The sequence below is a fragment of the Acinetobacter sp. NBRC 100985 genome (assembly GCF_000241225.1).
GTDB classification, from domain to species: Bacteria; Pseudomonadota; Gammaproteobacteria; order Pseudomonadales; family Moraxellaceae; genus Acinetobacter; species Acinetobacter venetianus.
Genome location: NZ_BAEB01000032.1, coordinates 1 through 23,607, shown reverse-complemented (window position 1 = coordinate 23,607; position 23,607 = coordinate 1). Strand labels below are relative to the sequence as shown.

Annotated in this window: 24 protein-coding genes and 1 pseudogene; 15 read left to right on the top strand and 10 right to left on the bottom strand. The window is 38.3% G+C overall.

Features of this window, described 5'->3' with window-relative positions; translation table 11 throughout:
• The first annotated feature begins 46 nt into the window (after nucleotides 1-46).
• The 10 genes from ACT4_RS12170 to ACT4_RS12125 all read left to right on the top strand — a co-directional run bounded on the left by ACT4_RS12170 (nucleotide 47) and on the right by ACT4_RS12125 (nucleotide 8,291).
• On the top strand, nucleotides 47-1,015 hold the full coding sequence (locus tag ACT4_RS12170) for a hypothetical protein (RefSeq protein WP_007482632.1): 969 nt from the start codon (nucleotides 47-49) through the stop codon (nucleotides 1,013-1,015).
• A 10-nt stretch (nucleotides 1,016-1,025) separates the two neighbouring features.
• The gene (locus tag ACT4_RS12165; RefSeq protein WP_007482631.1) at nucleotides 1,026-1,787 is read left to right on the top strand and encodes a GH25 family lysozyme; all 762 of its coding nucleotides are present in this window, start codon (nucleotides 1,026-1,028) and stop codon (nucleotides 1,785-1,787) included.
• Nucleotide 1,788: 1 nt separating this feature from the next.
• Nucleotides 1,789-2,844, top strand: a complete 1,056-nt coding sequence (gene dinB / locus ACT4_RS12160) for a DNA polymerase IV (RefSeq protein ID WP_171054820.1) — start codon at nucleotides 1,789-1,791, stop codon at nucleotides 2,842-2,844.
• 304 nt (nucleotides 2,845-3,148) lie between these two features.
• Entirely contained in the window at nucleotides 3,149-3,871 is a 723-nt protein-coding gene (creB, locus tag ACT4_RS12155; protein ID WP_139023481.1) for a two-component system response regulator CreB, read from the top strand.
• Nucleotides 3,872-3,886: 15 nt separating this feature from the next.
• Nucleotides 3,887-4,291 carry a hypothetical protein gene (locus ACT4_RS12150; RefSeq protein ID WP_252316390.1) on the top strand — a complete coding sequence of 135 codons (405 nt, stop codon included), beginning with the start codon at nucleotides 3,887-3,889 and terminating at the stop codon, nucleotides 4,289-4,291.
• A gap of 73 nt (nucleotides 4,292-4,364) precedes the next feature.
• Nucleotides 4,365-4,646, top strand: a complete 282-nt coding sequence (locus ACT4_RS12145) for a hypothetical protein (RefSeq protein WP_007482626.1) — start codon at nucleotides 4,365-4,367, stop codon at nucleotides 4,644-4,646.
• A gap of 19 nt (nucleotides 4,647-4,665) precedes the next feature.
• Nucleotides 4,666-6,132, top strand: coding sequence for a two-component system sensor histidine kinase CreC (creC, locus tag ACT4_RS12140; protein WP_007482624.1), 1,467 nt, complete (start codon nucleotides 4,666-4,668; stop codon nucleotides 6,130-6,132).
• A 75-nt stretch (nucleotides 6,133-6,207) separates the two neighbouring features.
• Nucleotides 6,208-7,596 carry a cell envelope integrity protein CreD gene (gene creD, locus ACT4_RS12135; RefSeq protein WP_007482622.1) on the top strand — a complete coding sequence of 463 codons (1,389 nt, stop codon included), beginning with the start codon at nucleotides 6,208-6,210 and terminating at the stop codon, nucleotides 7,594-7,596.
• 58 nt (nucleotides 7,597-7,654) lie between these two features.
• On the top strand, nucleotides 7,655-7,858 hold the full coding sequence (locus ACT4_RS12130; protein WP_004876276.1) for a hypothetical protein: 204 nt from the start codon (nucleotides 7,655-7,657) through the stop codon (nucleotides 7,856-7,858).
• Between the two features lie 76 nt (nucleotides 7,859-7,934).
• Nucleotides 7,935-8,291, top strand: coding sequence for a RidA family protein (locus tag ACT4_RS12125; RefSeq protein WP_004876275.1), 357 nt, complete (start codon nucleotides 7,935-7,937; stop codon nucleotides 8,289-8,291).
• On the opposite strand, the gene ACT4_RS12120 is transcribed toward ACT4_RS12125, so the two are convergent.
• From ACT4_RS12120 to ACT4_RS12095, 6 genes are all read right to left on the bottom strand, one after another.
• Nucleotides 8,288-8,818: a DUF2726 domain-containing protein gene (locus ACT4_RS12120; protein ID WP_007482621.1), complete on the bottom strand. Its 531-nt coding sequence runs from the start codon at nucleotides 8,816-8,818 to the stop codon at nucleotides 8,288-8,290. The genes ACT4_RS12125 and ACT4_RS12120 overlap by 4 nt on opposite strands.
• 320 nt (nucleotides 8,819-9,138) lie before the next feature.
• A complete protein-coding gene (locus ACT4_RS12115; protein WP_034605129.1) occupies nucleotides 9,139-11,526 on the bottom strand; it encodes a YgiQ family radical SAM protein in 2,388 nt (795 codons plus the stop codon).
• Nucleotides 11,527-11,723: 197 nt separating this feature from the next.
• Nucleotides 11,724-12,206, bottom strand: coding sequence for a hypothetical protein (locus ACT4_RS12110; RefSeq protein ID WP_007482617.1), 483 nt, complete (start codon nucleotides 12,204-12,206; stop codon nucleotides 11,724-11,726).
• Nucleotides 12,207-12,264: 58 nt separating this feature from the next.
• Nucleotides 12,265-13,461, bottom strand: a complete 1,197-nt coding sequence (locus ACT4_RS12105; protein WP_007482615.1) for an MFS transporter — start codon at nucleotides 13,459-13,461, stop codon at nucleotides 12,265-12,267.
• Between the two features lie 79 nt (nucleotides 13,462-13,540).
• Complete coding sequence (locus ACT4_RS12100) at nucleotides 13,541-14,797, bottom strand: esterase-like activity of phytase family protein (RefSeq protein WP_034605126.1); 1,257 nt, start codon at nucleotides 14,795-14,797, stop codon at nucleotides 13,541-13,543.
• A 122-nt stretch (nucleotides 14,798-14,919) separates the two neighbouring features.
• Nucleotides 14,920-15,324: a helix-turn-helix domain-containing protein gene (locus tag ACT4_RS12095; RefSeq protein WP_007482612.1), complete on the bottom strand. Its 405-nt coding sequence runs from the start codon at nucleotides 15,322-15,324 to the stop codon at nucleotides 14,920-14,922.
• Nucleotides 15,325-15,404: 80 nt separating this feature from the next.
• On the opposite strand from ACT4_RS12095, the gene ACT4_RS12090 reads away from it, so the two are divergent.
• From ACT4_RS12090 to ACT4_RS12070, 5 genes and pseudogenes are all read left to right on the top strand, one after another.
• Entirely contained in the window at nucleotides 15,405-15,896 is a 492-nt protein-coding gene (locus ACT4_RS12090) for a DUF2938 domain-containing protein (RefSeq protein ID WP_007482611.1), read from the top strand.
• 11 nt (nucleotides 15,897-15,907) lie between these two features.
• A pseudogene (locus ACT4_RS12085) lies at nucleotides 15,908-16,329 on the top strand (flavodoxin family protein).
• Nucleotides 16,329-16,547, top strand: a complete 219-nt coding sequence (locus ACT4_RS12080) for a DUF2798 domain-containing protein (RefSeq protein WP_007482605.1) — start codon at nucleotides 16,329-16,331, stop codon at nucleotides 16,545-16,547. Before ACT4_RS12085 ends, ACT4_RS12080 begins: the two are co-directional and overlap by 1 nt.
• 336 nt (nucleotides 16,548-16,883) lie before the next feature.
• Nucleotides 16,884-17,447, top strand: coding sequence for a lytic transglycosylase domain-containing protein (locus ACT4_RS12075; protein ID WP_034605121.1), 564 nt, complete (start codon nucleotides 16,884-16,886; stop codon nucleotides 17,445-17,447).
• Between the two features lie 383 nt (nucleotides 17,448-17,830).
• A complete protein-coding gene (locus tag ACT4_RS12070) occupies nucleotides 17,831-18,310 on the top strand; it encodes a lytic transglycosylase domain-containing protein (protein WP_007482601.1) in 480 nt (159 codons plus the stop codon).
• Nucleotides 18,311-18,361: 51 nt separating this feature from the next.
• On the opposite strand, the gene cysK is transcribed toward ACT4_RS12070, so the two are convergent.
• From cysK to ACT4_RS16815, 4 genes are all read right to left on the bottom strand, one after another.
• Nucleotides 18,362-19,363, bottom strand: coding sequence for a cysteine synthase A (cysK, locus tag ACT4_RS12065; protein WP_007482600.1), 1,002 nt, complete (start codon nucleotides 19,361-19,363; stop codon nucleotides 18,362-18,364).
• 109 nt (nucleotides 19,364-19,472) lie between these two features.
• The gene (locus tag ACT4_RS12060) at nucleotides 19,473-19,730 is read right to left on the bottom strand and encodes a hypothetical protein (protein ID WP_007482599.1); all 258 of its coding nucleotides are present in this window, start codon (nucleotides 19,728-19,730) and stop codon (nucleotides 19,473-19,475) included.
• 206 nt (nucleotides 19,731-19,936) lie between these two features.
• Nucleotides 19,937-21,553: a Na/Pi cotransporter family protein gene (locus tag ACT4_RS12055; RefSeq protein ID WP_007482598.1), complete on the bottom strand. Its 1,617-nt coding sequence runs from the start codon at nucleotides 21,551-21,553 to the stop codon at nucleotides 19,937-19,939.
• A gap of 250 nt (nucleotides 21,554-21,803) precedes the next feature.
• Complete coding sequence (locus ACT4_RS16815) at nucleotides 21,804-23,312, bottom strand: hypothetical protein (RefSeq protein WP_007482596.1); 1,509 nt, start codon at nucleotides 23,310-23,312, stop codon at nucleotides 21,804-21,806.
• Nucleotides 23,313-23,607 lie beyond the last annotated feature (295 nt).

The following is a 23,607-nucleotide window of genomic DNA, read 5'->3' as shown; positions in this document are numbered from 1 at the left end:
AAAGAACGATCAACCCAACACCCACAATGACAATAAGGAAAACCACATGATCATCCCGCGATATTGGGCTGAAGCGAAAACTAAAATGAAATTTGAAGGCCGACAATATACGATTAAACGCTTTGGTTGGTCGGATCAAAACTTAGAAGCTGCTCAACAACATGCTGAACAACGTGTTGCAGAAGCCACTGAACAACTTAAAAAAGACAAAGAAATTCGCCGACTCGATCATAAAGTCGCTTATAACGGTGCTGAAGGTTTACCGATTCGGGAGGAAATTATTGCCCAACAGGATGATGTCATCATTACCCGAAATAGTTACGGAGCGTTATGCCTCAATACACCTGATGTGTTATTTGCTGATGTTGATCTGATCCATCATCCTAGCTCGAAGCTTGCTACAATTGTATTTTTTACATTGCTCAGCTTGAGCGGCCTGTGTGCGATTTACTTGAGTTCTTGGTGGATCTTCGGCTTTGGATGTGTCATCGCATTATTTATAACTGGCCTGATCAGTAAATGGTTATTCCATATTCAATCCAAATTTACAGGCACACCAGCACAACGTGCCTTAGAAAAAATCCGTCACTTCTCACAACAACATCCTGATTGGCATTTACGCGTCTATCGTACGCCGAATGGTTATCGCATTTTAGTTATGCATCAAACTTTTGATCCTCGGGGCGAACAAGCACAAAACTTATTCCAAGCCATTTCAACGGACAGTTGTTATGTCCTCATGTGCAAAAATCAAAATTGTTTTCGTGCTCGCATTAGTCCCAAACCTTGGCGTATCGGAGTTGAACGCTTGCGACAAGGGATATGGCCCGTTCAGCAAGGACGAATTGCACAACGAGCAGATTGGGTTCAAAACTATCAACAACATGCTCAAAATTATGCATCCTGTAGATTTATAGAACAATTTGGTCACCAACTCAGCCATCCCAAAGCGAAACGCGTACAATTACTGCATGATCAATATTGTAAATCTGATACTCAACTCGAAATCGCATAACTGAACAACCATGACCAAGACAAAACCGAAACAACGACTTTCCCAGTATTATCCAACGCTCACCAGTGTAGGTTTAGCACTCATGCTTGGATTAGTGAGCTATTTCGGTTTGTTCTACCAACAGAAAGCATCTGCAAAAGATTATTCAATTCGTGGTTTTGATGTATCTCATCATCAAGGTGATATTGATTGGAAAAAAATTTCACCGCAGCATTATCAGTTTGTTTACCTCAAGGCGACTGAAGGTGGTGACTTTAAAGATCGAAAATTTCAAGAAAACTGGCTAAAAGCGCGTGAACAGGGTTTACATGTCGGTGCCTATCACTTCTATCGTTTATGTCGCGATGGGCAAGTTCAAGCAGAAAATTTTATAGCGACTGTGCCCAATAAAACGGATGCATTACCGCCTGTCATCGATCTCGAATATGACAGTAATTGTATTAATACCTATACCAAAGAGCAGTTGCTTAAAGAAATCCAAGTGATGCATGACCAACTTCAGAAGCATTACGGTAAACAGCCCATTTTTTATATTTCTAAAAGCTTTTATCACATCGTATTGATGGGCAATTTTAATCAAACACCTTTATGGGTGAGAGATTATGAATCAAAACCTGAACTGAAAGATGGTCGAAAATGGATGTTTTGGCAGTATACCAGTCAAGGTAAAATTCAAGGCGTACCTAAAGCAGTGGACTTAAATGTCTATGCAGAATCACCAAAAGAATGGTTTCTGTTTTTAAAAGAACAAGGCATTCAAGATGGCAAATGAACTGCGCAAAATCATTCATATCGATATGGATGCCTTTTATGCATCAGTCGAACTCAGAGATCGCCCTGAGCTTAAAGACTTGCCTGTGGTCATTTCCTCTCACCATCCTCGTGCCGTCATCGCAGCAGCGTCCTATCCTGCCCGTGTATTTGGCTTACGCTCAGCAATGTCGATGGGACAGGCAAAAAAGCTCTGCCCTCAAGTTGTGGTGATCGAACCACATTTTGAAAAATATCGTGAAGTTTCAGCTCAAATTCATCAGATTTTCCAACAATATACAGCGCTCATTGAACCACTATCTTTAGATGAAGCTTATTTAGATGTCACGGAAAATTTAAAAGATATTCCGAGTGCAACGGAAGTTGCGACACAAATTCGGGCTGATATTTTTGCCGTTACGGGGCTGACCGCCTCTGCGGGTGTTGCTCCAAATAAGTTTTTGGCAAAAATTGCATCGGACTGGAATAAACCCAATGGTTTGTTTGTGATTAAGCCCCATCAAGTCCTAAAATTTATCCAAGATTTAGCGCTGAATAAAATTCCTGGAGTCGGTAAGGTTACTCAAGAAAAACTCAATCAGCTCAATCTTCATACGCTTGGTGATCTGCAACTAATTGAAGAAAATGTGCTGATTCATCATTTCGGTAAATATGGAAAGCAACTGTATTTATATGCGCAAGGCATTGATCATCGCCCTGTAAAAGCAGAGCGTGAACGCCAACAGATATCAAAAGAAATCACCTTCGATGATGACTATACCCTTGCTCAATGCCAACATGCTTGGCAACCGCTCAGTGAACAAGTTTGGCGCAGCCTGAATAAAAAACAACTTACAGCGCGTGGTGTAAACGTCAAATTAAAACTCAAGAATTTTCAGGTACTACAACACAGCAAGAGCTTTAAAAGTCCTTTGCAATCACAACATGATTTGCAACAAGTTGTGATTCAACTGCTCGAAGAAATGCGTATAGATCCTGATTTTCAATTCCGCTTAGTCGGTGTTGGTGTATATCAACTTCAACAAGCTCAGGAAGAATCCCAACTTTCATTGTGGTAGTGCTGCTTTTTTACACAAAAGCACAGTGCTCACTTAAATTTATGTTTGCTTTTTATCCAGTTTTCAGTACTCTAGGCAGCGCAGTAACTTTATCCTTGTTACCTGCCCATGCTAAAGAAATCCTCGCTTTTAGCATCTGCTCCTGTGGTTGGCGTGACGATCAAATCCGAATATTACAGGGCACTTTTGGTGTCCTTCATACATTTTCCCGCTAGCGATAAAAATTCTTAGATTCTTCTGCATTGCTCAATAAGTTCAGATAAACTCAATTTAATAAAATCAGAAAACGATTGATTACAACGAGATCATGAATCCTAAACAAATTCTTTGTGTTGAAGACGAAGCCGCGATTGTTCTACCGCTACGTTATGCGCTTGAGCGTGAAGGTTGGAGTGTCAGTTGGGCAAATACAGGAACACAAGCACTTGAATTACTCTCTCAACAGACTTTTGATTTTATTATTTTAGATGTGGGTTTACCTGATCTCAATGGTTTTGAAGTCTGCAAACAACTGCGTCAAAAATATCAAACACCTTTATTATTTTTAACGGCTCGCGATGATGAAATTGATCGGGTTGTCGGTTTAGAAATCGGTGCTGATGATTATTGTACCAAGCCTTTTAGTGCACGTGAAATTGTGGCAAGAATTAAAGCAGTATGGCGCAGAATGGAAGTACAAGCTCAAAATACCCCACCACAACCACCAATCATTCAAACAGAAATTACGCCACACTCCGCTACGTGGATATGTAATCCGCAATCTCTACAAATTCAATATCATGGACAAATGTTGCAGCTGACGCGTTATGAATATCGTTTGTTATTTTTACTGATCCAGCATCCTGAACAAGTGTTTAGCCGTCAACAGCTCATGGATCATATTTGGGAACATCCTGAGCATAGTTTAGAACGAACGGTGGATACACATATCAAAAGTTTAAGGCAAAAGCTTAAACAGATTACCCCTGATGATCCTATTCGGACACATCGAGGGTTTGGGTATAGTTTAGTTCGAGTTTCAACATAATAAATGAATCATACTATGAGCTTTAATTTGAAAATTTCAGCATATATATTAATATTTACTTCATTTCTTTATTTTACATATATATACTCATATAAAATTATTTTGATAAAAAATATATCTAATAATGACATAAAAAAATTAGATGAAAACTGTTACTCATATCAATCAAAGAATGATTTAGAAAATATTGTTAAATATATTGCCATAAAAAATTATGGAACGAATGAAGTTATAAATCAGCGTTATTTTAAAATAACACAAAGCTCTACTTCCAAATCCATAATTATTATTGAAGGCTCACCCAATAATCTTCCAGCATACTTTTCAAAAACTTGGATCAATCCAATCGTAATAGAACTCAAAAAGGATAAAGAGCACCAATGCCTGAAATTCATAGAAATCTATAAATACAGAGATTAGTTTAATTTTTAACTTAAAGTATACTTAATAAACAGTATACTTATAAATCATCACAGATGAAGAAAATAACATTATGCATGATTGGTCACTTATCTCCATTCATATAGATTGGATTAAATCAAATCTTGCAGTTCATCTCAAGAATAACCAATATGAAGATGTCACACTCATTGCTGAAAAATTTAAAAGCTTTCATATTGCTAATAACACTGAATGGGGTAAAAGTATCTCTATCAATCAAATTTTAGATTTTTCTATTTTAGAAAATGGCAATTCACGGATAATCATCGAAATACAATCAGGTGATCTATTCGAGATTGAAGCAAAGAAAATAACACTTCCCTTCATATCCTAAATTTTGATGTCATCATAATATGTCTATCTTTATCCGCATTTGGTTTTTCTTTAGCTTGGTCGTGGTACTGAGTCTCAGCTTTATTGCCTATACCCTGACTCAACAAGTGAAACCCAATGTACGACAAGTGGTTGAAGATACACTGGCTGAAAATGCCAATATTATTGCGCAACTCATTGCGGAAGATGTCCATCAACAACAAGTAAATACCCCTGAGTTCGATCAGAAAATTCAAGCTGCATTATCACGTCAACTTGATGCGACGATTTGGCAACATAAAAAAAATCAAATTAACCAACAGCTTTATATTACTGATCAGCATGGTATTGTGATTTATGATTCCGAAGGGAAAGCGGTTGGACAAGATTACTCTAAATGGAATGATGTTTACCTAACCCTACGTGGCAAATACGGCGCGCGCTCTACAGCAACGAACCCTGATGACCGCAATAGTAGTGTGATGCATATCGCCGCACCAATTATTTATAAACAACAGTTGCTCGGCGTCGTCAGTATCGGTAAGCCCAACCAGTCAGTACAGCCCTATATTGCTCGTGCAGAACAGCAATTGATTTATCAAGCACTTTGGATAGCAGCGCTCAGCCTTTTGCTTGCCAGTATAGTGGCGTATTGGCTTAAACATAGTATTGATCGAGTCCGCCGTTATGCGCAAGCACTTGCACCCGTGAATCAAGCCCCATTCTTTTATTCAGCCAAAGAACTCAATCAAGTGACTCAAGCACTCAGTGAAATGCGTGAGAAACTTGAAGATAAAGCCTATGTTGAAAATTACGTCAATACATTAACGCACGAGCTAAAAAGCCCACTGACTGCCATTCAAGCCAGTGCAGAGCTATTGCAAGATGATCTACCTCCAGCAGATCAACAGCAATTTGCACAACATATCATGCAGCAAAGTCAACGCTTACAGTCTTTGATCGAACGAATGCTTTTGTTAACTCGGTTAGAAAAAAATGATCATGCGCTTGAGTTCCAAACATTAGATCTCTGCCTATTATTAAGACAATGCTTTTTACAGCAAAATAGTGCCTTACAACTCAAAAATCTCCATATTCAACTGGAACTACCTGAATATTGCAGCATATATGCCGATCCCTTTTGGCTGAAACAGGCGCTAAATAATCTACTTGATAATGCAAGAGACTTTTGCCCTCCCGATGGAAAAATAGCAGTTCATCTCAAACAAGATCATGCGAATCATCAAATCGAAATTTTATTTTTTAATGAGGGAGAGTCTATCCCTTCATACGCGATAAATCGTATTTTTGAGACTTATTTTTCATTGCCTCGGCCACATAATCAGCAACGTAGTACAGGGATTGGTTTAAGTATTGTTCAACACATTATTCAGCAACATCAAGGTAAAATTACGATTCAAAATATCTCTGCAAATACTCTCGATTTCTTAGAGAATCATCACTCTGGCGTACTGGTCACACTGACACTTCATATAAACTTCACATAAGCTTCAAATCTAGCGCATTCAAAACGCATATCACCTTGGAATACTTGTCATATCACTATGACAATGGAATCCACCATGCGCCGTAACTTTATTCATCTTAAAATCGGAGCAATTCTGTTCTTGATTTTCATTTTTTATATTGGACTTCTGTTTATTTCCAATCTTGTTTCTGAACGTCAGAGCTATCAACAACAAGTAATCAATGATATTGCGAACGAACAGATTCGACCACAACAAATCATTGCACCTTACTTAAAGCTGCCTTATCAAGTTGAAACAACCTGTACAAATGAGGAAAAGAAAACCTATAGCTGCAACCAAACTCTTTTTATTGTTCTAGGTGCAGAATCTACTGACTGGCGTGCACAATTCAAAGTATCCGATAATACATATAAGCGCACAATTTACAAAGCGATTAGCTATCAAAATTCAATGTCAGGCAAAGGTTCTTTTAAAGCAATCGATAATAAATCTCAACGTCATTATCTATGGGACCAAGCCGAAATCATCTTCCCGATTCAAGATGCTCGTGGACTCAATGCCAAACCTATTCTAAACATTGAAAATAAGACCTATAAATTTGATTTTTATGAACAAAGTCAAGGGAAAAACAGCTTTGATTTAATGCATGTTACCACTCAACAATATCCAGAACTGATTCAAAAATTTCAACAAGGCTTTAAGTTTAATCTACAGTTTGAACTTGAAGGACTCAGTGAATTTAGTTTTATTCCAACCAGCTATGAAATGACCTATCAAGCTCAAGGGAATTGGAGCGATGTAAAATATGATGGACAAAGTTTGCCATTCAAAAAACTCAATCAGAAAAACCACTTTCAGGCTGACTGGAAAAATATCGCATTAGGTAAGCGAAATTTGGATCGTATCGCCCTATGTGAAAATAGCCAATGTTTCTATCAAGCGCTAAATTCTAGAGAAAATCCAGACAATCAATATGAAAGTAATGCATCCAGAGCCAATATTTCTGGTATTTCTACTCAATTTCTAGACCCTGTAAACATCTATACACAAACAGATCGTGCCATTAAATATGGTGTTATGGTCATCATTATTACCTTTGGATGCTTCTTTTTATTCGAAGTTTTAAAACAACTAAAAATCCATCCCATCCAATATGCACTTGTTGCGATGGCACAAGGCGTATTCTTTGTTTTATTGCTTTCAATCAGTGAATACTATGCATTCGCTTGGGCATATCTGATCGCGGCAATCGCTTGTATTGGCTTAATCACATGGTATTTGTATTTCGTCGTTAAAGGATTTAAAGCCGCATTTTTATTTGGAGTTCTGCTAAGCATTTTGTACAGCATGATGTATCTATTACTACAATCTAGCGGTAAGACCTTCTTATTTGGTTCCATCCTCTCCTTTATTCTCATCGCCTGCGTCATGTTCATTACACGTCATGTCAACTGGTATCAATCTGAACAACAAAGCACATAAATCATCATTGGGCGAAGCGATTTCGCCCATTTTTTCAAAATTGAAAAGGAATAATGATATGTATCACAGCGCTTATGCAACGATTAGTCAACTGAAACAACTGTGCCCTCTGCATAGCTCAATCGCAACCTGTTTAAATCAACTACGACATGCCAATATTCAATTTTTAAATTTGGGCAGCTTGATTGTCTGTCCACAACAACGCTGTGCTTTATTTTTCTATCAACGTCACTTGATGGAAATACAAGCTTTTAGGATTTGACTTAAAACAAATTTACACTCTAGGTTTATCTCATCTATTACAATCAAACAAAATCTATTCTTATTAGGAACATAAAATGTCTGTGCAACGACTACATGTCACCTCTCGTTTTTGTGAAGTCGCAATCTCAGGAAATTTAGTTCATTTGGCAGGTCAGCTTGCAGATGATACCAGTGTAGATGCTGCTGCACAGACACAGCAGACCTTAGACAATATTGATCGTTTACTTGCAGAAGCAGGAACAGATAAAACACATATTTTATCCGTGCTGATTTTTTTAAAAGACATTGAGAAGGATTATGCAGCCATGAATGCAGTATGGGATGCATGGATTGCTGAGGGACACCCCCCAGCACGTACCTGCGTAGAATCTAAACTGTATGCACCTGATGTTTTAGTTGAAATGACGGTCACAGCCGTGAAGCCAGATTAAGACTTTGCAGCGAACATATTATATTTCATGATATGTTCTGCTTGTACCATACCTGTTGATACTGTCGAAATTGTGGTATTTGGTTCTAATGGATCAGATACCAAATCATCACATAACTCTTGCTCGGTTGGAATACTGCTATAACGCAAGACTCGATAACCAGCCAGCTCAAGCAAACTATCTTGGTAATGTTTTTGATGAAGGCGGTTCACATAAGACTCATCAACAATCTCAATCACAACCAAAACCTGATGTTGTTGATCCAATACAACGAAATCAGCAACTAAACCTTGATATTTACGGCGTGTATGAGCGTATTTAGTCGTCAATAATGCATCAAAAGACACATGCGCTAAAATCGTATGTCTTGGTAACACAGCCTGAAGACGCATCAAGGTGATCTGTTCTGAAATGGTGAGAATACCACGTCTCTTTAAGGGGCTGTCTTGACGTTGATTTTGATGTAAACGCCGAAGCACAAGTGCTGCAATTAGCAGCAATCCTACTATTGTTATGAAATAATACATTTCTAACCAATCCTTTAGATTTTTTATAATCATTTTGGCTATGATGCCAATTTTTTTAATCAATACTTTTTTAGTCAAAAGCAAGCGATAGCAAAGTCATTTTAGCAAGACAAACTTAAAATTATTCATCCTTTTTTACAAGCCGACCAAAGTCGTAAAAGTTTGCTGCCCCTTTATTTATAATCATCGAGCAGTAAATATTCAAGTTGATATTGTCAGTATATGTTTCTATTGCGTTATGAAAAATTAAAGCCGATGTGACACAACTCACAATATTACTTAAAAAGAAGGCATTCTATTGAATGCCTTCTTTTGTTCAGTTAGCGCTGTGCTTTGGCTTTCTGTTTAGGCTTTCCTGAAAATGGTCTTTTCTCACCTGTTTCGCGAGGCGGTAAACCATTATGTTGAGTTAAAACCTGTCCTTTTTGTGGACGTTTTTGACCTGACTGCGAACGTGACTGATTTTTTTGACCATTACGTTTTGCAGAATCCCCCGCAACACTCGAATTCTTCTTACGCGCTGACTTATATTCACCCTCAGCCGTACCTTGTGGTTGATAGGTTGGAATCAAATGTTGCTTTGAGTTACCAATGAGATCTGAACGACCCATTTCTTTCAAAGCTTCACGTAACAATGGCCAGTTATTTGGATCATGGTAACGTAAGAATGCTTTGTGCAGACGGCGACGTTTTTCACCCTTCACAATATCGACATTCTCGGTATAACGCGCCACTTTAGACAACGGATTTTTGCCTGAGTAATACATTGTGGTCGCAGTTGCCATTGGTGATGGATAGAAGGTTTGTACCTGATCGGCACGGAAGCCATTCTTCTTCAACCAAATCGCCAAGTTCATCATGTCGTAATCCGTGGTCCCCGGATGTGCAGCAATAAAGTAAGGAATTAAATATTGTTCCTTACCTGCTTCTTTACTGAAACGCTCAAACATTTGCTTGAAGCGATCATACGTCCCAATCCCCGGTTTCATCATCTTCGATAATGGGCCATTTTCGGTATGTTCAGGCGCAATTTTCAGATAACCGCCGACATGGTGCTGTACCAATTCTTTCACATATTCAGGGTTGAGTACCGCGAGGTCATAACGCAGACCAGAACCAATCAGAATCTTCTTCACACCTTTGATTTCACGCGCTTTACGATACAGTTGAACCAATGGTGCATGATCGGTATGTAAGTTTTGACACACACCCGGATAGACACAGGATGGTTTACGACAGTTCTTTTCAATTTCAGGATCGTTACAGTGCAAACGATACATGTTTGCCGTAGGCCCACCTAAATCCGAGATAATCCCAGTGAAGTTGGGTGCAGTGTCACGGATTTTTTCAATTTCACGTAAAATCGAATCTTCCGAACGGTTTTGGATAATACGACCTTCATGTTCAGTGATCGAACAGAACGTACAACCGCCAAAACAACCACGCATAATATTGACCGAGAATTTGATCATATCAAATGCAGGGAATCGTGCATTGCCATACGCAGGATGTGGTAATCGTGCATAGGGTAAATCAAATACGTAGTCCATTTCCTCAGTCGTTAGCGGAATTGGTGGTGGATTAATCCAAACATCACGCTCACCGTGACGTTGCACCAAGGCACGCGCATTCCCTGGATTGGTTTCCAAATGCAAAATACGGTTCGCATGTGCATAAAGTACTTGATCATCAGCAACTTCTTCAAACGAAGGCAAACGAATCACTGCCAATTCACGCGGCGGCAGCTTATGTTTAATTGCTTTTGATGGTGCAGGCTTTAATTGTACGATCTGAGTATCAGGGTCTAAATTATCGCCTTCGCGTACGATTGGATTGGCAACGATTTCTTTTTGGAAATTTTGATATTGTGCCAGTGAGTTGCCTTTTTCTTTTTCAACTTCACAGCCATCAATATCTTCAGTCATCACATAGGGATTGATAATTGGATCAACACGTCCAATGGTATCGATGTCATTACTAGCAATTTCAACGAATTTTGCTTTAGATGCTTTGTTATGTTTATTAATAATAAATGCTGTACCACGAACATCCGTAATCTCGTGGATTTTCTCACCTTTGGCTAAACGATGCATGACGTCAATAATGGCACGCTCACCATTACCATACATCAACAGATCTGCTTTCGAGTCCATTAAAATCGAACGGCGAACCTTGTCTGACCAGTAATCATAATGTGCAATACGACGCAAGCTGCCTTCAATACCACCCAATAACACTGGAACGTCAGGAAACGCTTCACGACAACGCTGACAGTAAACCGTTGCCGCACGGTCTGGTCGCTTATTCGCTTCATTGTTTGGAGAATATGCATCATCAGAACGGATCTTACGATCAGCCGTATAACGGTTAATCATCGAATCCATGTTGCCCGCTGTGACACCCCATGCGATTGTTGGTTTACCTAATACTCGGAAACTTTCAACATTGGTCCAATCGGGTTGCGCAATAATCCCAACTCGGAAACCTTGTGCTTCAAGTACACGTCCAATCACACCTGATACGAATGAAGGATGGTCGATATAAGCATCACCACACACCAAAATGAAGTCACATGCATCCCAACCGAGCAGATCCATTTCTTCTCGTGACATCGGCAAAAATGGTGCGGGTTCAAAACACGACGCCCAATATTTGTCGTAATCAAACAGCGCTTTTGGCGCGGTCTGCATGGTGTAGGCAGTAGACATGGCTTGCGAATCTCGGCTAGCAGATGGAGGAGAGACATCTATCGGGGCTGGTGGTATTTTAGCCCCTAAAATGAAAGCCGATCATTTTAACATGAATTTCATTCATTTTCCTTGTTTATAAAACATCCAAGAACAAGGAGATAACAAATTATTTGTATAAAGTTTAATCACAATCTATAAATTTTCAAGCGCAGCTATCAATGAGGCCTGTAATAACCATTCGTTACCAACTGAATAGTTCTTAATAACGGATATTGCTCAGGAATTGCATTTCTTGCCATCTTTCCGCATTTCATAATGTCATTCTTTATCTTGAGCATAAACTCATCTAGCGAAAAGATTTTAGCTCCACATAAATAATCCCGACCAGCCGAATGTGCAGGTAAAACAATAATTCTCTCAACGGGTGTGTTTTCATCCAACCATGGAAAAACATTACTAAACATATATTTTTCACCCGACTCAAACTTCTTCTTAAATCTACTTTCTCTAATTTCCCACGAATATGCATCTATAGATGGCTCAATATGGATTAAATGCTGAGTAATTGGATTAAAAGCAATAATATCCAGTTCCATTTCCCAGCCACCATGACTCAACTTCCCAACTTTCAGATTCTTCTTAACCAAATATCCCTTCCAATCATAATATTCCGCAATCAAACTTTCTAAATGATTCAAATTTATTATCCTTGTTAAAATTTAGTTAATTAGTACAAATTCTAGTAAATAGAATATCTTATAAGCGTTTAAGATGAGCCGCTAAAATTAGCCCAAGCACCAATACCATCCCGACACTGAAATTGATCCCAACCCAACCAAAATTTTCCCAAATCAAGCCGCCACTACTACCAAGTAAACTTGAACCAATGTAATAACAGAACAGATATAAAGAAGATGCGACTGCACGATACTGTACGGCTTGTACTGAAACCCAACTACTGGCGGTTGAATGTGCGGCAAAGAAAGAAAAAGTAAAAATCGTTAAGCCAAGTAAGATCGCCCAAAGTGTTGGAATCAAGGTAATCAGCAAACCTACCATCATAGTCAACAGTAAAATAGGAAGCACTTTATCGCGCCCATACTGAAAGCCCCATTTCGCCGCTTTAGGAGAGCTATAAATACCCGCTAAATAAGCAATCGAAATCAGACCAATCCATGTTTGTGACAAATGAAATGGTGCTTCTAACAGGTGATAACTGATATAGTTAAATACAGTCACCAAACAACCCATTAAGATAAAGCCTTGCGCAAATAAAATACGCAATTTCGGATCTTTCAGGTTCTGTTCAAATGCCGCTTTAAAACGCGAAAAACGGAATGGATACGGTTTAAAATGCTGTGATTTCGGCAATAATAAATAAAATAGACACGCAATAATAAAGTTTAAAAAACCGATGATATACGTTGCAGACTGCCAAGAAATAAAGTCAACCAAGACCCCAGCTATCAAACGTCCGCCCATACCACCTATCGCCGTGCCCGAAATATATAATCCCATGGCAAAGCCAATATCGTTCTGAGCTATTTCCTCACCGATATAAGTCATTGCGACTGCGGCAACGCCACTGACTGCCAAGCCAATAAAAATACGAGTCGTGAGAAAGATTTCCCAAACAGGAAAAGATGCACTGACCAGTAACAGCACAGAGACGAGAAATAAAGCGAACACCATGATCGGTTTACGTCCAAACCGATCAGAAATAAAGCCTGTAAATAACAAGCCGATTGCGAGCGCAATTGTTGAAAAAGAAAGAGGTAAACTACTTTGTGTCGGAGTCACATCAAAGAACTTTGCAAAAATTGGCATCATTGGCTGCACACAGTACAACGATGAAAATGAAGCAAAACCAGCAAAGAACAATGACCATAAAATCGCTGTAAACGATTTCGAACCATATTCGATATGAGTTGCGCGTATAACTGACTCAGACATTACGACTCCTTATGCCTGATCAGTATACGCTTTCAACCAAAATGAGAAATGATCATTTCGGCCATTTTTGACCTAAAGTTTAAAATAGTGCTTTTGGCAAACGAATTTGAATAATTTCATTATCATCCGCCTGTTTGGCATTACGTCCCGTTGAGCCCGGAAAATTATTATCATTCAGAACAGTCAACGTTGTACCATTTTCGATAATCACATCTTCGATCGTTTCAAATGGAAATGCAAAAATACGGTCTGTACCAATATCACCTTCTCGTGCAGCACCATATAAAGCATTTGGATTGGCAATCTTCATTAAATCAACCAAGTCTTCACGCGCTACCGTTTGAGTTGCATCATTAAACTTAATCTTGATTAATTTCTTATAGCCACCTAAATTATTTTGGCTGGCATCACGCTCAATGATGATGCCTTCTTTGTCATTGAACAACTGGAAATCACCGATATTCGTGGCTTTACTATCTAAAGCGAACCAATAATATTGCCCTGTATAAGCTTTTTTCTGCACATCAAACTGAGAAATTAATAATAAACGCTCACCTTCTCGAATCGACTTCAATGGCTTCTCAAGCAATGGATATAAATATTTTCCATCTGGAGAAATTGCCATTCCCTCAAAACCACCACTCTGTGGAACCAATGGTTCAACATAATTGATATTGGCTTTGTTGAGTTGATTTTGTGGTGAACGTAATTCTTGCGCTGGATTCAATGGATTCGGCAGAGGAATAGGCGCATCGAGCAAGACACCTTCAGCGGAAAAATGAAGTAAATATGGGCCAAATTCGTCACCAATCCAATATGTTCCATCTGCTGTGCGTTGCATAGACTCAGGGTCAAAATCTGCACCTGTCAATAAGCGCTCAGCGGTATTGCCATTCACAATATCAAATGGAATGCGCTTATTCGGGTCACGTAACTGAATAAAGCTTTGTACTTCGACTTGTCCAGTTCCTTTCGACTTAGTTTTAAAATCAGCTTTTAGCTTATAAATTCTAAGTAAATAATCCGCTGAATTATCTTGTGTACCAAAACCATTATCAGACATCGCCATATAGCTGCCATCATCGTTTTTCAGTGCAGCAGAAAAACCTTGTACAGGCTGTCCTTTAAAGGGTGGATAAATGCCATTGGCACCTTGAACTGCTTGACCAGAATCAGGGCCAGCTGCGTAAGTTTCAACAGGAAGTTTGGCAAAAGAAACCAAAGTTGGCTCAGTGACTTTTTCTATTGATGTATTTTGATCTTGGTTATCATCATTACAGGCGCTTAATCCAAAAGTTGTCGCACAGATCAAAGCCAATACAGTTTTCTTGTTCATCATTTTATACGTTTGGTAAAAAAATTAAGAAAATTAGAACAAGTTTTTATGAAACTTTGACTTCAATAAAATGAAATCTTTATGGCGATACAATGACATGCCTATTTACTCGGATACTTTTGCTACAGCTTGGTCGGCTGATATTCTCCTGCAATTGCGGCTTTTAAAAAATTTTGAAACGTTGGGCATTGCATGTGATTCTCAGCGGGGCAAACTGCCGCATGCCTTAAACCTTCACTAATGAAATGTAGCCGTCGTGTCATCTTCTCGAGCTGTTCGGCTTTTTCATTCAACAAGCCTCTATCTAGCTCTGGCTGACCATCCTGTCCAAACATTGTTGCAATTTCATCTAAACAAAAGCCTGCTGCCCGCCCCAATGCAATCAATGCTAACTGATCTAAAACTTGTTTGGCATATTGACGACGCAAACCTTGTCGCCCAATAGATTTGATTAATCCTTTCTCTTCGTAAAAACGTAAAGTTGAAGGAGCAACATTCGCTTTTTTTGCGACTTCACCAATATCCATAAATACCTCTTGACTTCAAGTTGACTTGAACTTGCACAATGAATTTATCACATTTTTAGAGATGGAATTGAGGTGAATTCATGAACTTTTTCGAGCAATTATTTCAGATACTCGTCTTAGGTATTGGTGCAACAATTGTCATGGATATTTGGTTATTCATCCTAATGCAACTGAATATTCCGACTTTAAATTTCGCCTTATTGGGACGTTGGATCGGTGGGATATTTAAAGGAAAAATTCGACATCACCCGATTAGCCAAAGCCCTCAGATTCAACATGAATCTCTATTGGGTTGGTGTACGCATTACAGTGTCGGCGTCTTATTTGCTTTTATTTTTATTCTTTTCGCGGGGGAAACTTGGCTCATTCAGCCACAGTTTTATAGCGCTTTCGCTTTCGGCCTGATCACGGTGCTAGTTCCCTTTTTGATTATGCAACCTGCTATGGGTGCTGGTATAGCTGCTGCAAATACTCCAGAGGCTTGGCTCAACCGTCTTAAAAGCCTCATCAACCACTGTATTTTTGGATGTGGTTTATATCTCGCAGCCAAATTTTTACAATTATTCAATTAAGGGCCTCAATCATGAAATCAATCGCAATTATTTATCATAGTCATCAAGGTCATACCCGATTTATCGCCGAGCGAATTCAACTCGGGGTTGCGCTGGCCCTTTATGGAAAAAACAAAGCTTTAAAGGAAAATTATCGGCAGGATTTACGGTCTCATCTCTTCCTACAGAAGGTAAACAGTCAACGCTTATTTCACTTTTCACCTTTTGTATGCAACACGGTATGATATGGGTCGGCAATCCAATACGACCGAGCCAACATCATGGCGTTGCCTATACTGAGGCAGTCAATCGATTAGGTTCATGGTCTGGATTAATGGCTCAAGCCGAACATGCCAGTGCAGCTCATGCATTCGATGTTGGTGATATTAAAACGGCTCAATTATTTGGGCAAAACATTGCATTTACCTTAAATGCATACCAAGGGGTTAACTGATGAAGGCTTCAAGGCTTTTATTTCCATTCATTTTGTCTTGTATGATGTCTTTTTTGATTTCAGGAATTACCACGCTTAAAGCAGTTGGTTTTATTGATCGCTTCTTTTCAATGTGGATGTCAGCATGGATTATTGCTTGGATGTTTGCTTTTCCAAGTGTATTGGTCTGTGCACCTATTGCTCAAAGAATCGTGAATTTTATTCTTAAAGATCGTTAGAATCTTTTTAAGATCTTTTGTAGGTTTTAACGTACAGCCAGCTGTGGCAATTGACGAATATGCTCCCAAATATTTTTCGCTTACTATAAAACCATAAAGAGATAGGATGTCTCATTCAGAATAACAAGATGCACAGGGTGTGGTCGTTGACAGGAGTCGACGGCAAGAAACAAATATGAAAAAGCCTCGACAGGATGTCAGGGCTTTTTTTATGTGTACTAGATCAAGCTGAAGATATAAAAACAAACGATTTAGCTAAACAGCTACCATTGACTCAATAAGTTGACCTCCATACTATCCGCTTGTTTTTTATATGATGGTTAAACTTTTTCAACGATGATAACTTACAACAAGTTCTCTTTTTCTCGATTCCAAAATACGTGTCTGAAGTTGTGTATCCTTTTTTTAAGCTCATATTTAACCGTTGCCTGTAGCACCACTAAAGCACCAACAGTCAACCATTCTCAGCAGTTTTCTACGGGCATTCAAAACGCTTATTCGGTTCATCCCACCACTGCAAATCGTGTTGCACCTATTATTTTACAAACTGCTGATCGCTATAACATCTCACCACATTTACTCGCAGCTCTCATCCGCCAAGAATCAAGCTATATTAGCAACGCAAAATCATCCGCAGATGCGGTTGGTTTAACTCAAGTTCGCCCTAAGTTTTGGCAACAGACCTGTCCGGGTAATCTTTATGATGAGCAAATCAATATTAATTGTGGTGCGTATATTCTCTCTCGTTACTATGAATCTACAGGTGATTGGATCAAAGCATTGGGTTACTACAATGTAGGACCTACAGGCTATAAAAGAAGCCTCTATATGCGACAACAGGCGCATAAATATGCCAGCTCGGTAAAACGCCATGAGCAAGCCTTAAAAGAAGCCATGTAAGTTTAAACGTACACAGGTTGCAGTGATTGGCGAATATACGACTAAAGTATAAAGCTCTATCATAAGAATCATAAAGAGATAGGAAGTCTCATTCAGAACAACAAGAAGCACAGGACGTGGTCGTTGACAGGAGTTAACGGCAAGAAACCAAATATAAAAAAGCCTCGACAGGATATCGGGGCTTTTTTACAAACTGAATTTTAAGTTTATCAACATGATAAAATAACCGCCTTGACTCATTCAAATTGAATTAATACCATCCATAGAGCTTCATTTGACGGTTCAATATTTTGCAAATTACATCTACGTCTGATCAACATATCACCTTTAAAAATCTAAGCTCAGTGTTTTTAAAAATCAGTCTTGTTGTGATTGCCATCAGCATGAGTGCATGTAGCAGTCTTAGTGGATCATTTACCCATCGCTCTACTCAATTATCTTCAGGATTACAAACTGCTTATTCTGTATCACCCAATACTGCAAATCGTATCTCGCCGATTATTGTGCAAAGTGCCGATCGTTATGATGTATCACCCACGCTACTCGCAGCACTAATTCGCCAAGAGTCAAACTATAACAGTTCTGCACGCTCCCCAACGGGTGCAGTCGGTTTAACCCAAATTATTCCAAGCCATTGGCGTCAATCTTGCCCAGGCAATCTGTACGATGAAACAGTCAATGTCAATTGTGGTGCATTTGTATTGGCAAGTTACTATAAGTCTGCTGGAAGTTGGTCAAAAGCCGTTGCTTATTACAATGTTGGACCAACAGGTTATAAACGTAGTTTTTGGACACGCCACAAAGCAAAAAAATACGCACGCTCAGTCAAACGACATGAAAAAACCTTAAAGAAAGCACTCTAACTTCAATAAAAAACCATGCTTGAAAGCATGGTTTTTTGGCAGCTTAACCAATTAAGCTTCGTCAAATAAACCTTCAAAAAGTACTGAGGATAAATAACGCTCGCCACTATCTGGAAGGATCACAACAATAGTTTTGCCTGCATTTTCAGGACGCTCTGCAATCTGAGCAGCTGCGGCCAAAGCTGCACCACTAGAAATACCGACCAAGATGCCTTCTTGAGTAGCACATTTTCGTGCCCATTCAATCGCATCAGCACTGTTTACAGGTACAACTTCATCGACCAAATCTAAATCTAAGTTCTTAGGAATGAAGTTTGCTCCGATCCCTTGAATCTTGTGCGGTGCAGGTGTAATGCTTTCACCATTTTTTGTTTGTGTAATGATTGGAGACTCAGCAGGTTCAACGGCAACAGAATAAATTGGCTTATTCTGAACTTGCTCAAAATAGCGTGAAATACCTGTAATCGTACCGCCAGTACCAACACCAGCGACAAGAATATCAACTTGTCCATTGGTTGCTTGCCAGATTTCAGGACCAGTCGTATCGACATGAATTTGAGGATTGGCTGGGTTTTCAAATTGTTGTGGTAGGAAATAAAGTTCAGGGTTCTCAGTCGCTAAACGAACTGCTTCATCTACTGCACCTTTCATGCCTTTAGCAGGCTCAGTCAGTACAAGATTTGCACCTAGAGCTTTTAATACTTTTCTACGCTCTAGACTCATACTTGCAGGCATAGTTAAGGTAATTGGATAACCTTTTGCTGCTGCAACGAATGCCAAAGCAATGCCTGTATTACCACTGGTTGGTTCAACAATCTGCATGCCTGCTTTCAGTACACCACGTTTTTCCGCATCTGCAATCAACGCTGCACCAATACGGCATTTCACTGAGAATGCAGGGTTACGGCTTTCAACTTTTGCCAATACAGTTGCGCCAGTTTTAATGAGACGATTGATGCGAACTAAAGGTGTATTACCAATCGCTTCCGCATTATTTGAATAAACTGCGATCCCTAAGTTGGCAGGTGTTGGAAATTGTTGATCGGTAGACATGTTATTTCCTTATTAGATTTGGAATGATTCTCAATCATTATAGGCGTGTCAGCTGAGGAGAAAAGTAGAAAACTTTATCTTTTATGAAAAAACTAGATGTTTAGGCGAATTATACTTTGGGTTCAAAATAAAAACTCATTACACCAGAAGCAATAGCTCCGACAAAGCATTCAACTTTAAACTGTTCAACCCCAAAGCTATAAAAGGTCACACCTAAGACGATACCTGTTAATAAACTTGACATCACTGGTGCTGCTCGCTGATTTGCCCTATTCATAGGTTTTGTAGGAATAATCAGATTGCGTGGATAAGCACTTTGCGCATAATGCTGATTAAAAATTGGCAATCTTACAATCACAAAAGTCATGAAAAGAATACCAAAAATGAAAGATATTACTAAGTACAACCACTGGAACGATTCGCCACGAATATAGGTATATCCAACCACTAAGCAACAGCTTATTAATGCATAGAGCACATAATCTAAGTAGAGTTTTCTTCTCATATTATTATGATTTTAAAGTAGATATTTAGAATCATAATATCATCATTAAACGTATCTCAAACTAAAATTTATTCCACTAAACTTAACTCTTCATCCACCAACTCTTGCTCTGTATCACCCAATAAGATTGCAACACGGCTACAGTGAACCACCAAATGCTCTAACCATCGTTGTGCGGCCAAAAGCTCTAGTGTATATGTTGCAGACACATTTCTTTGAGAAGAATCCTCTATAAGCTTCTGCCTCACGAATTCCTGTTTATCTTTCATTTCTTCGGCGATGGCAGTGAGATCATTCACTAGCCCTTTCGGTAAATTTGCAAAAGGTTCTTGCAATAAATAATGAATATTTTGCTCAAGAATCGTGGCAAAACGCTGTGCTAAGTCATAGATGGAATCTTGCTTCTGAATTGATTCAATATTTGCAACCTCAGCTAGATCATTTTTGAGCACTCGAACATATACCACTAACCTCAACAAAATAATAAATCGATGCTGGTCGCTGCTTGATTGAGGAACAGACATTTCTTCTAAATAATGTTCAACTTTTGCAAGAGTCCGATCATATTCATCTGTATTAACCAATGAAGCAATAATCTCTCCCCGAATGCTTCGAGTCAAAACCTTATACATATCAGCAATCGACTTCAACAATGCTCGCTCTGCTGCTGCAATCGCCAATGCAGGAACACTATAAAGTGACTCATCCAAATAACGTGTTGTCGTTGGCTCTTGTTCTGGAAGCAGTCGAATAATCAGTTGTTCAAACTTAGGTAAAAGTGGCATAAAAATACATGCACCTAATAAACTAAATGCTGTATGAAATGCAGCAACTAATAACACAGAATCAAGTTGGTGAATCAATTGAAAATGCTGATAAGCCCACATAAATGCAGGAGACAATAGAAAAAATGCAAAAACGGCTGTTACTACATTAAAGATAACATGTACTGCGGCTGTACGCTTAGCACTTGTAGTCGCGCCAATCGCAGCTAAAATTGCTGTGGCAACCGTTCCTACATTTTGACCAATCACCAATGCTAAAGTTTGTTCTAAATTAATTGTTTGAGTCGATAATGCTGCTAATGTGGTTGTAATCGCTGCACTTGATGATTGAAGCAAAATCGTCATGAGAATACCGACAGCAACTAAAATCAATTTCATCATGAATGTTGGTTCAGCCCAACGTGACAAATCAATCAATTGAGCAACACCACTCATGGCATCTTGTAATATTTGAATGCCAAAAAACAGTAAACCGAAGCCTGCTAAAGTTAAGCCAATAAATGCGATTTTCTCTTTACCTAATAGTTTTAATATAGCGCCAACCCCAATCAATGGTAAGGCAAAACTGGCTATAGAAAATTTCAGGCCTAACAATGCCACCATCCAGCCAGTACTCGTTGTTCCAATATTTGCTCCGATAATCACACCGATTGCATGACTGAAACTTAATACTCCTGCACTCACAAAACCAATTGTTGCTAAAGTTGTTGCTGTTGAAGATTGTACTACTACGGTTAAGCCAATACCTGATAGAACAGCTTTTATTGGGGAGTTGGTAAATCGAACCAACCATTGTCGCAATGCTTCACCTGCAATCGCTTTTAAGCTGTCAGTCATCAAAGACATACCTAAAAGAAATAATCCAATTCCACCCATTAAAGGAATAATCACACTCAGCACTAAGTTTTCCTTATATTTTATAAAATATTTATGAATTTAAAATCCAAACTTAAATGTTTTAATAGAACTACTTCTATTTTATCTATATAGTGATTATTGGATGCAGATTATCTTTAAATAATTTTTATAAAAATTATTTAAATGATTAGTTAGATAACTTTATGCAAAACAAACTCATAAAAAACTCGGCTTAATCTCTATCAAACCGAGTATTAAAAACTCTTATACTCAATATCAACTTATAATATAATTAGTTTGGTCGAATCCAGTGAATTTTTCCATATAAAGATGGTATATTACCTTCACAATGCTGTTCAAACCTTAAGTCAACTGATTGAAGACCCGAACTATCATATTTAACATGATCGACGGTAAACAATCCTTCTAATTGATTACAACCACGACCATCACCACTCCAACTTAAACCTCCAAGTCTTGGATTATGAAATGGGTAACGAATAAGGTTCTTAAATGATCCTAGCTCGATTTTCACTTTGGTATCTGGCAGAGCAAAGTCACCGTTCCACCATGTATCACCATTGACAGAAACATTTAAAACATTCCCAGTATTTTCAATCTTAATATTGGCATTCTCATCGGTGAAAAGATAGTTTTTACCTCCTCCTACATAGTCCCCCTTATCACTCTCTATAGCAATATAGCTTGTATTCGGTATATTCGTTAAGGTTGGTTGCCATTTAGTACCAATATTTAACCGAGGCGACTTCCAGTGTACTAGGCCAAAAAGAGCACTATACGGATCCTGTTCACAATGCTGTCCAAATCGATAATCAATTGACCTTAAAGCATCATTCTCAATTGTGACCTGATCAACTCTCATCCAACTTTTAGAAGTATTACATCCTCGTCCATTTCCAGTCCAACTTAGGCCACCAAGCTTTGAACTAGAAAAAGGATAACGATATAAATTTGAGAACAACCCAACCGACAAACTCCTGTAACTATCAGGTAATACAAAGTCACCATCCCAATCAGAGTTATCATATCCAGATACTTTCACATTCATGCGATTTTTATAACCAAATAAACTAAACTCCTCAGAAGAGTAGAAGTATTCACGTCCAGCACCAATGTAATCATTTAAAGTGCTACCCAAATAAATAAAACTACCTGTAACTGCTGTCATATAATCTGTTGGAAGAAGATTTACTTCCTGAGCTAGATTTTTATCATTAAGTTTTTTCAAAATGGTATAATTAGTTTGATTACCAGCTTTTTTAAAGTAAATATCTTTTCTTGAATTAACAACATCACCAAGAGCTAATATTACATTTGAAATTAGGACTTCATCCGTAGATACATTGTAAACAGCAACCTCTACATTCCAATTTCCAGCACTAAAATTATTTAAAGTAGTATTAATTTGATTATCACATTCGACAGGTAAAAATAAAGTTTTAACTGTCGAATCATTGCTTAGGCGTATTACAGCATCACCAAAACTTGGTTGATTTTTCGACTCGCAATTATCCACTTTTAATAATGGAGAATTATCAATATTGAGATGTGCAGCTAAAGACTTCAAATCTAAGTTAATACTGAAAGTGTTATTTGTATCTTTTTCTTTTAAACTTAATACTGCTTTAGCATCCGTTGTTTCCATTGGCAAGTTAGAATCAGGCTTACTATTACTTTTCTCAGAATTAGAACTACCACCACCTCCACAAGCAACTAAAAGTGATGTCAATAAGGTAATGATGAGAGCTGCCTTAAAGCTTTTATGCTTATTTATTTGCATTTGTATTCCTTTTAATTATTTTAACTAGTTTAGTTAAACGAATGGTATATTATTTCCTAAAAAATGGAAGAGAATTTTATATTAATAGTGAAAGTTATAAAAAATATGCTGCACTCATAATAATTTAAATATTACCAATTTTAAAGTTAATCTTAACTATACTGAGTTTCCCACTAAACACCTCCTTTATTTCAAATCTTTTCAATAACTTATTAAGTCATTTTTTATAAAATTAATAAACATTTAATTTATTTTCCTTTTCCCCAATAAAGAAACACCCCTAACCGTTAGGTTA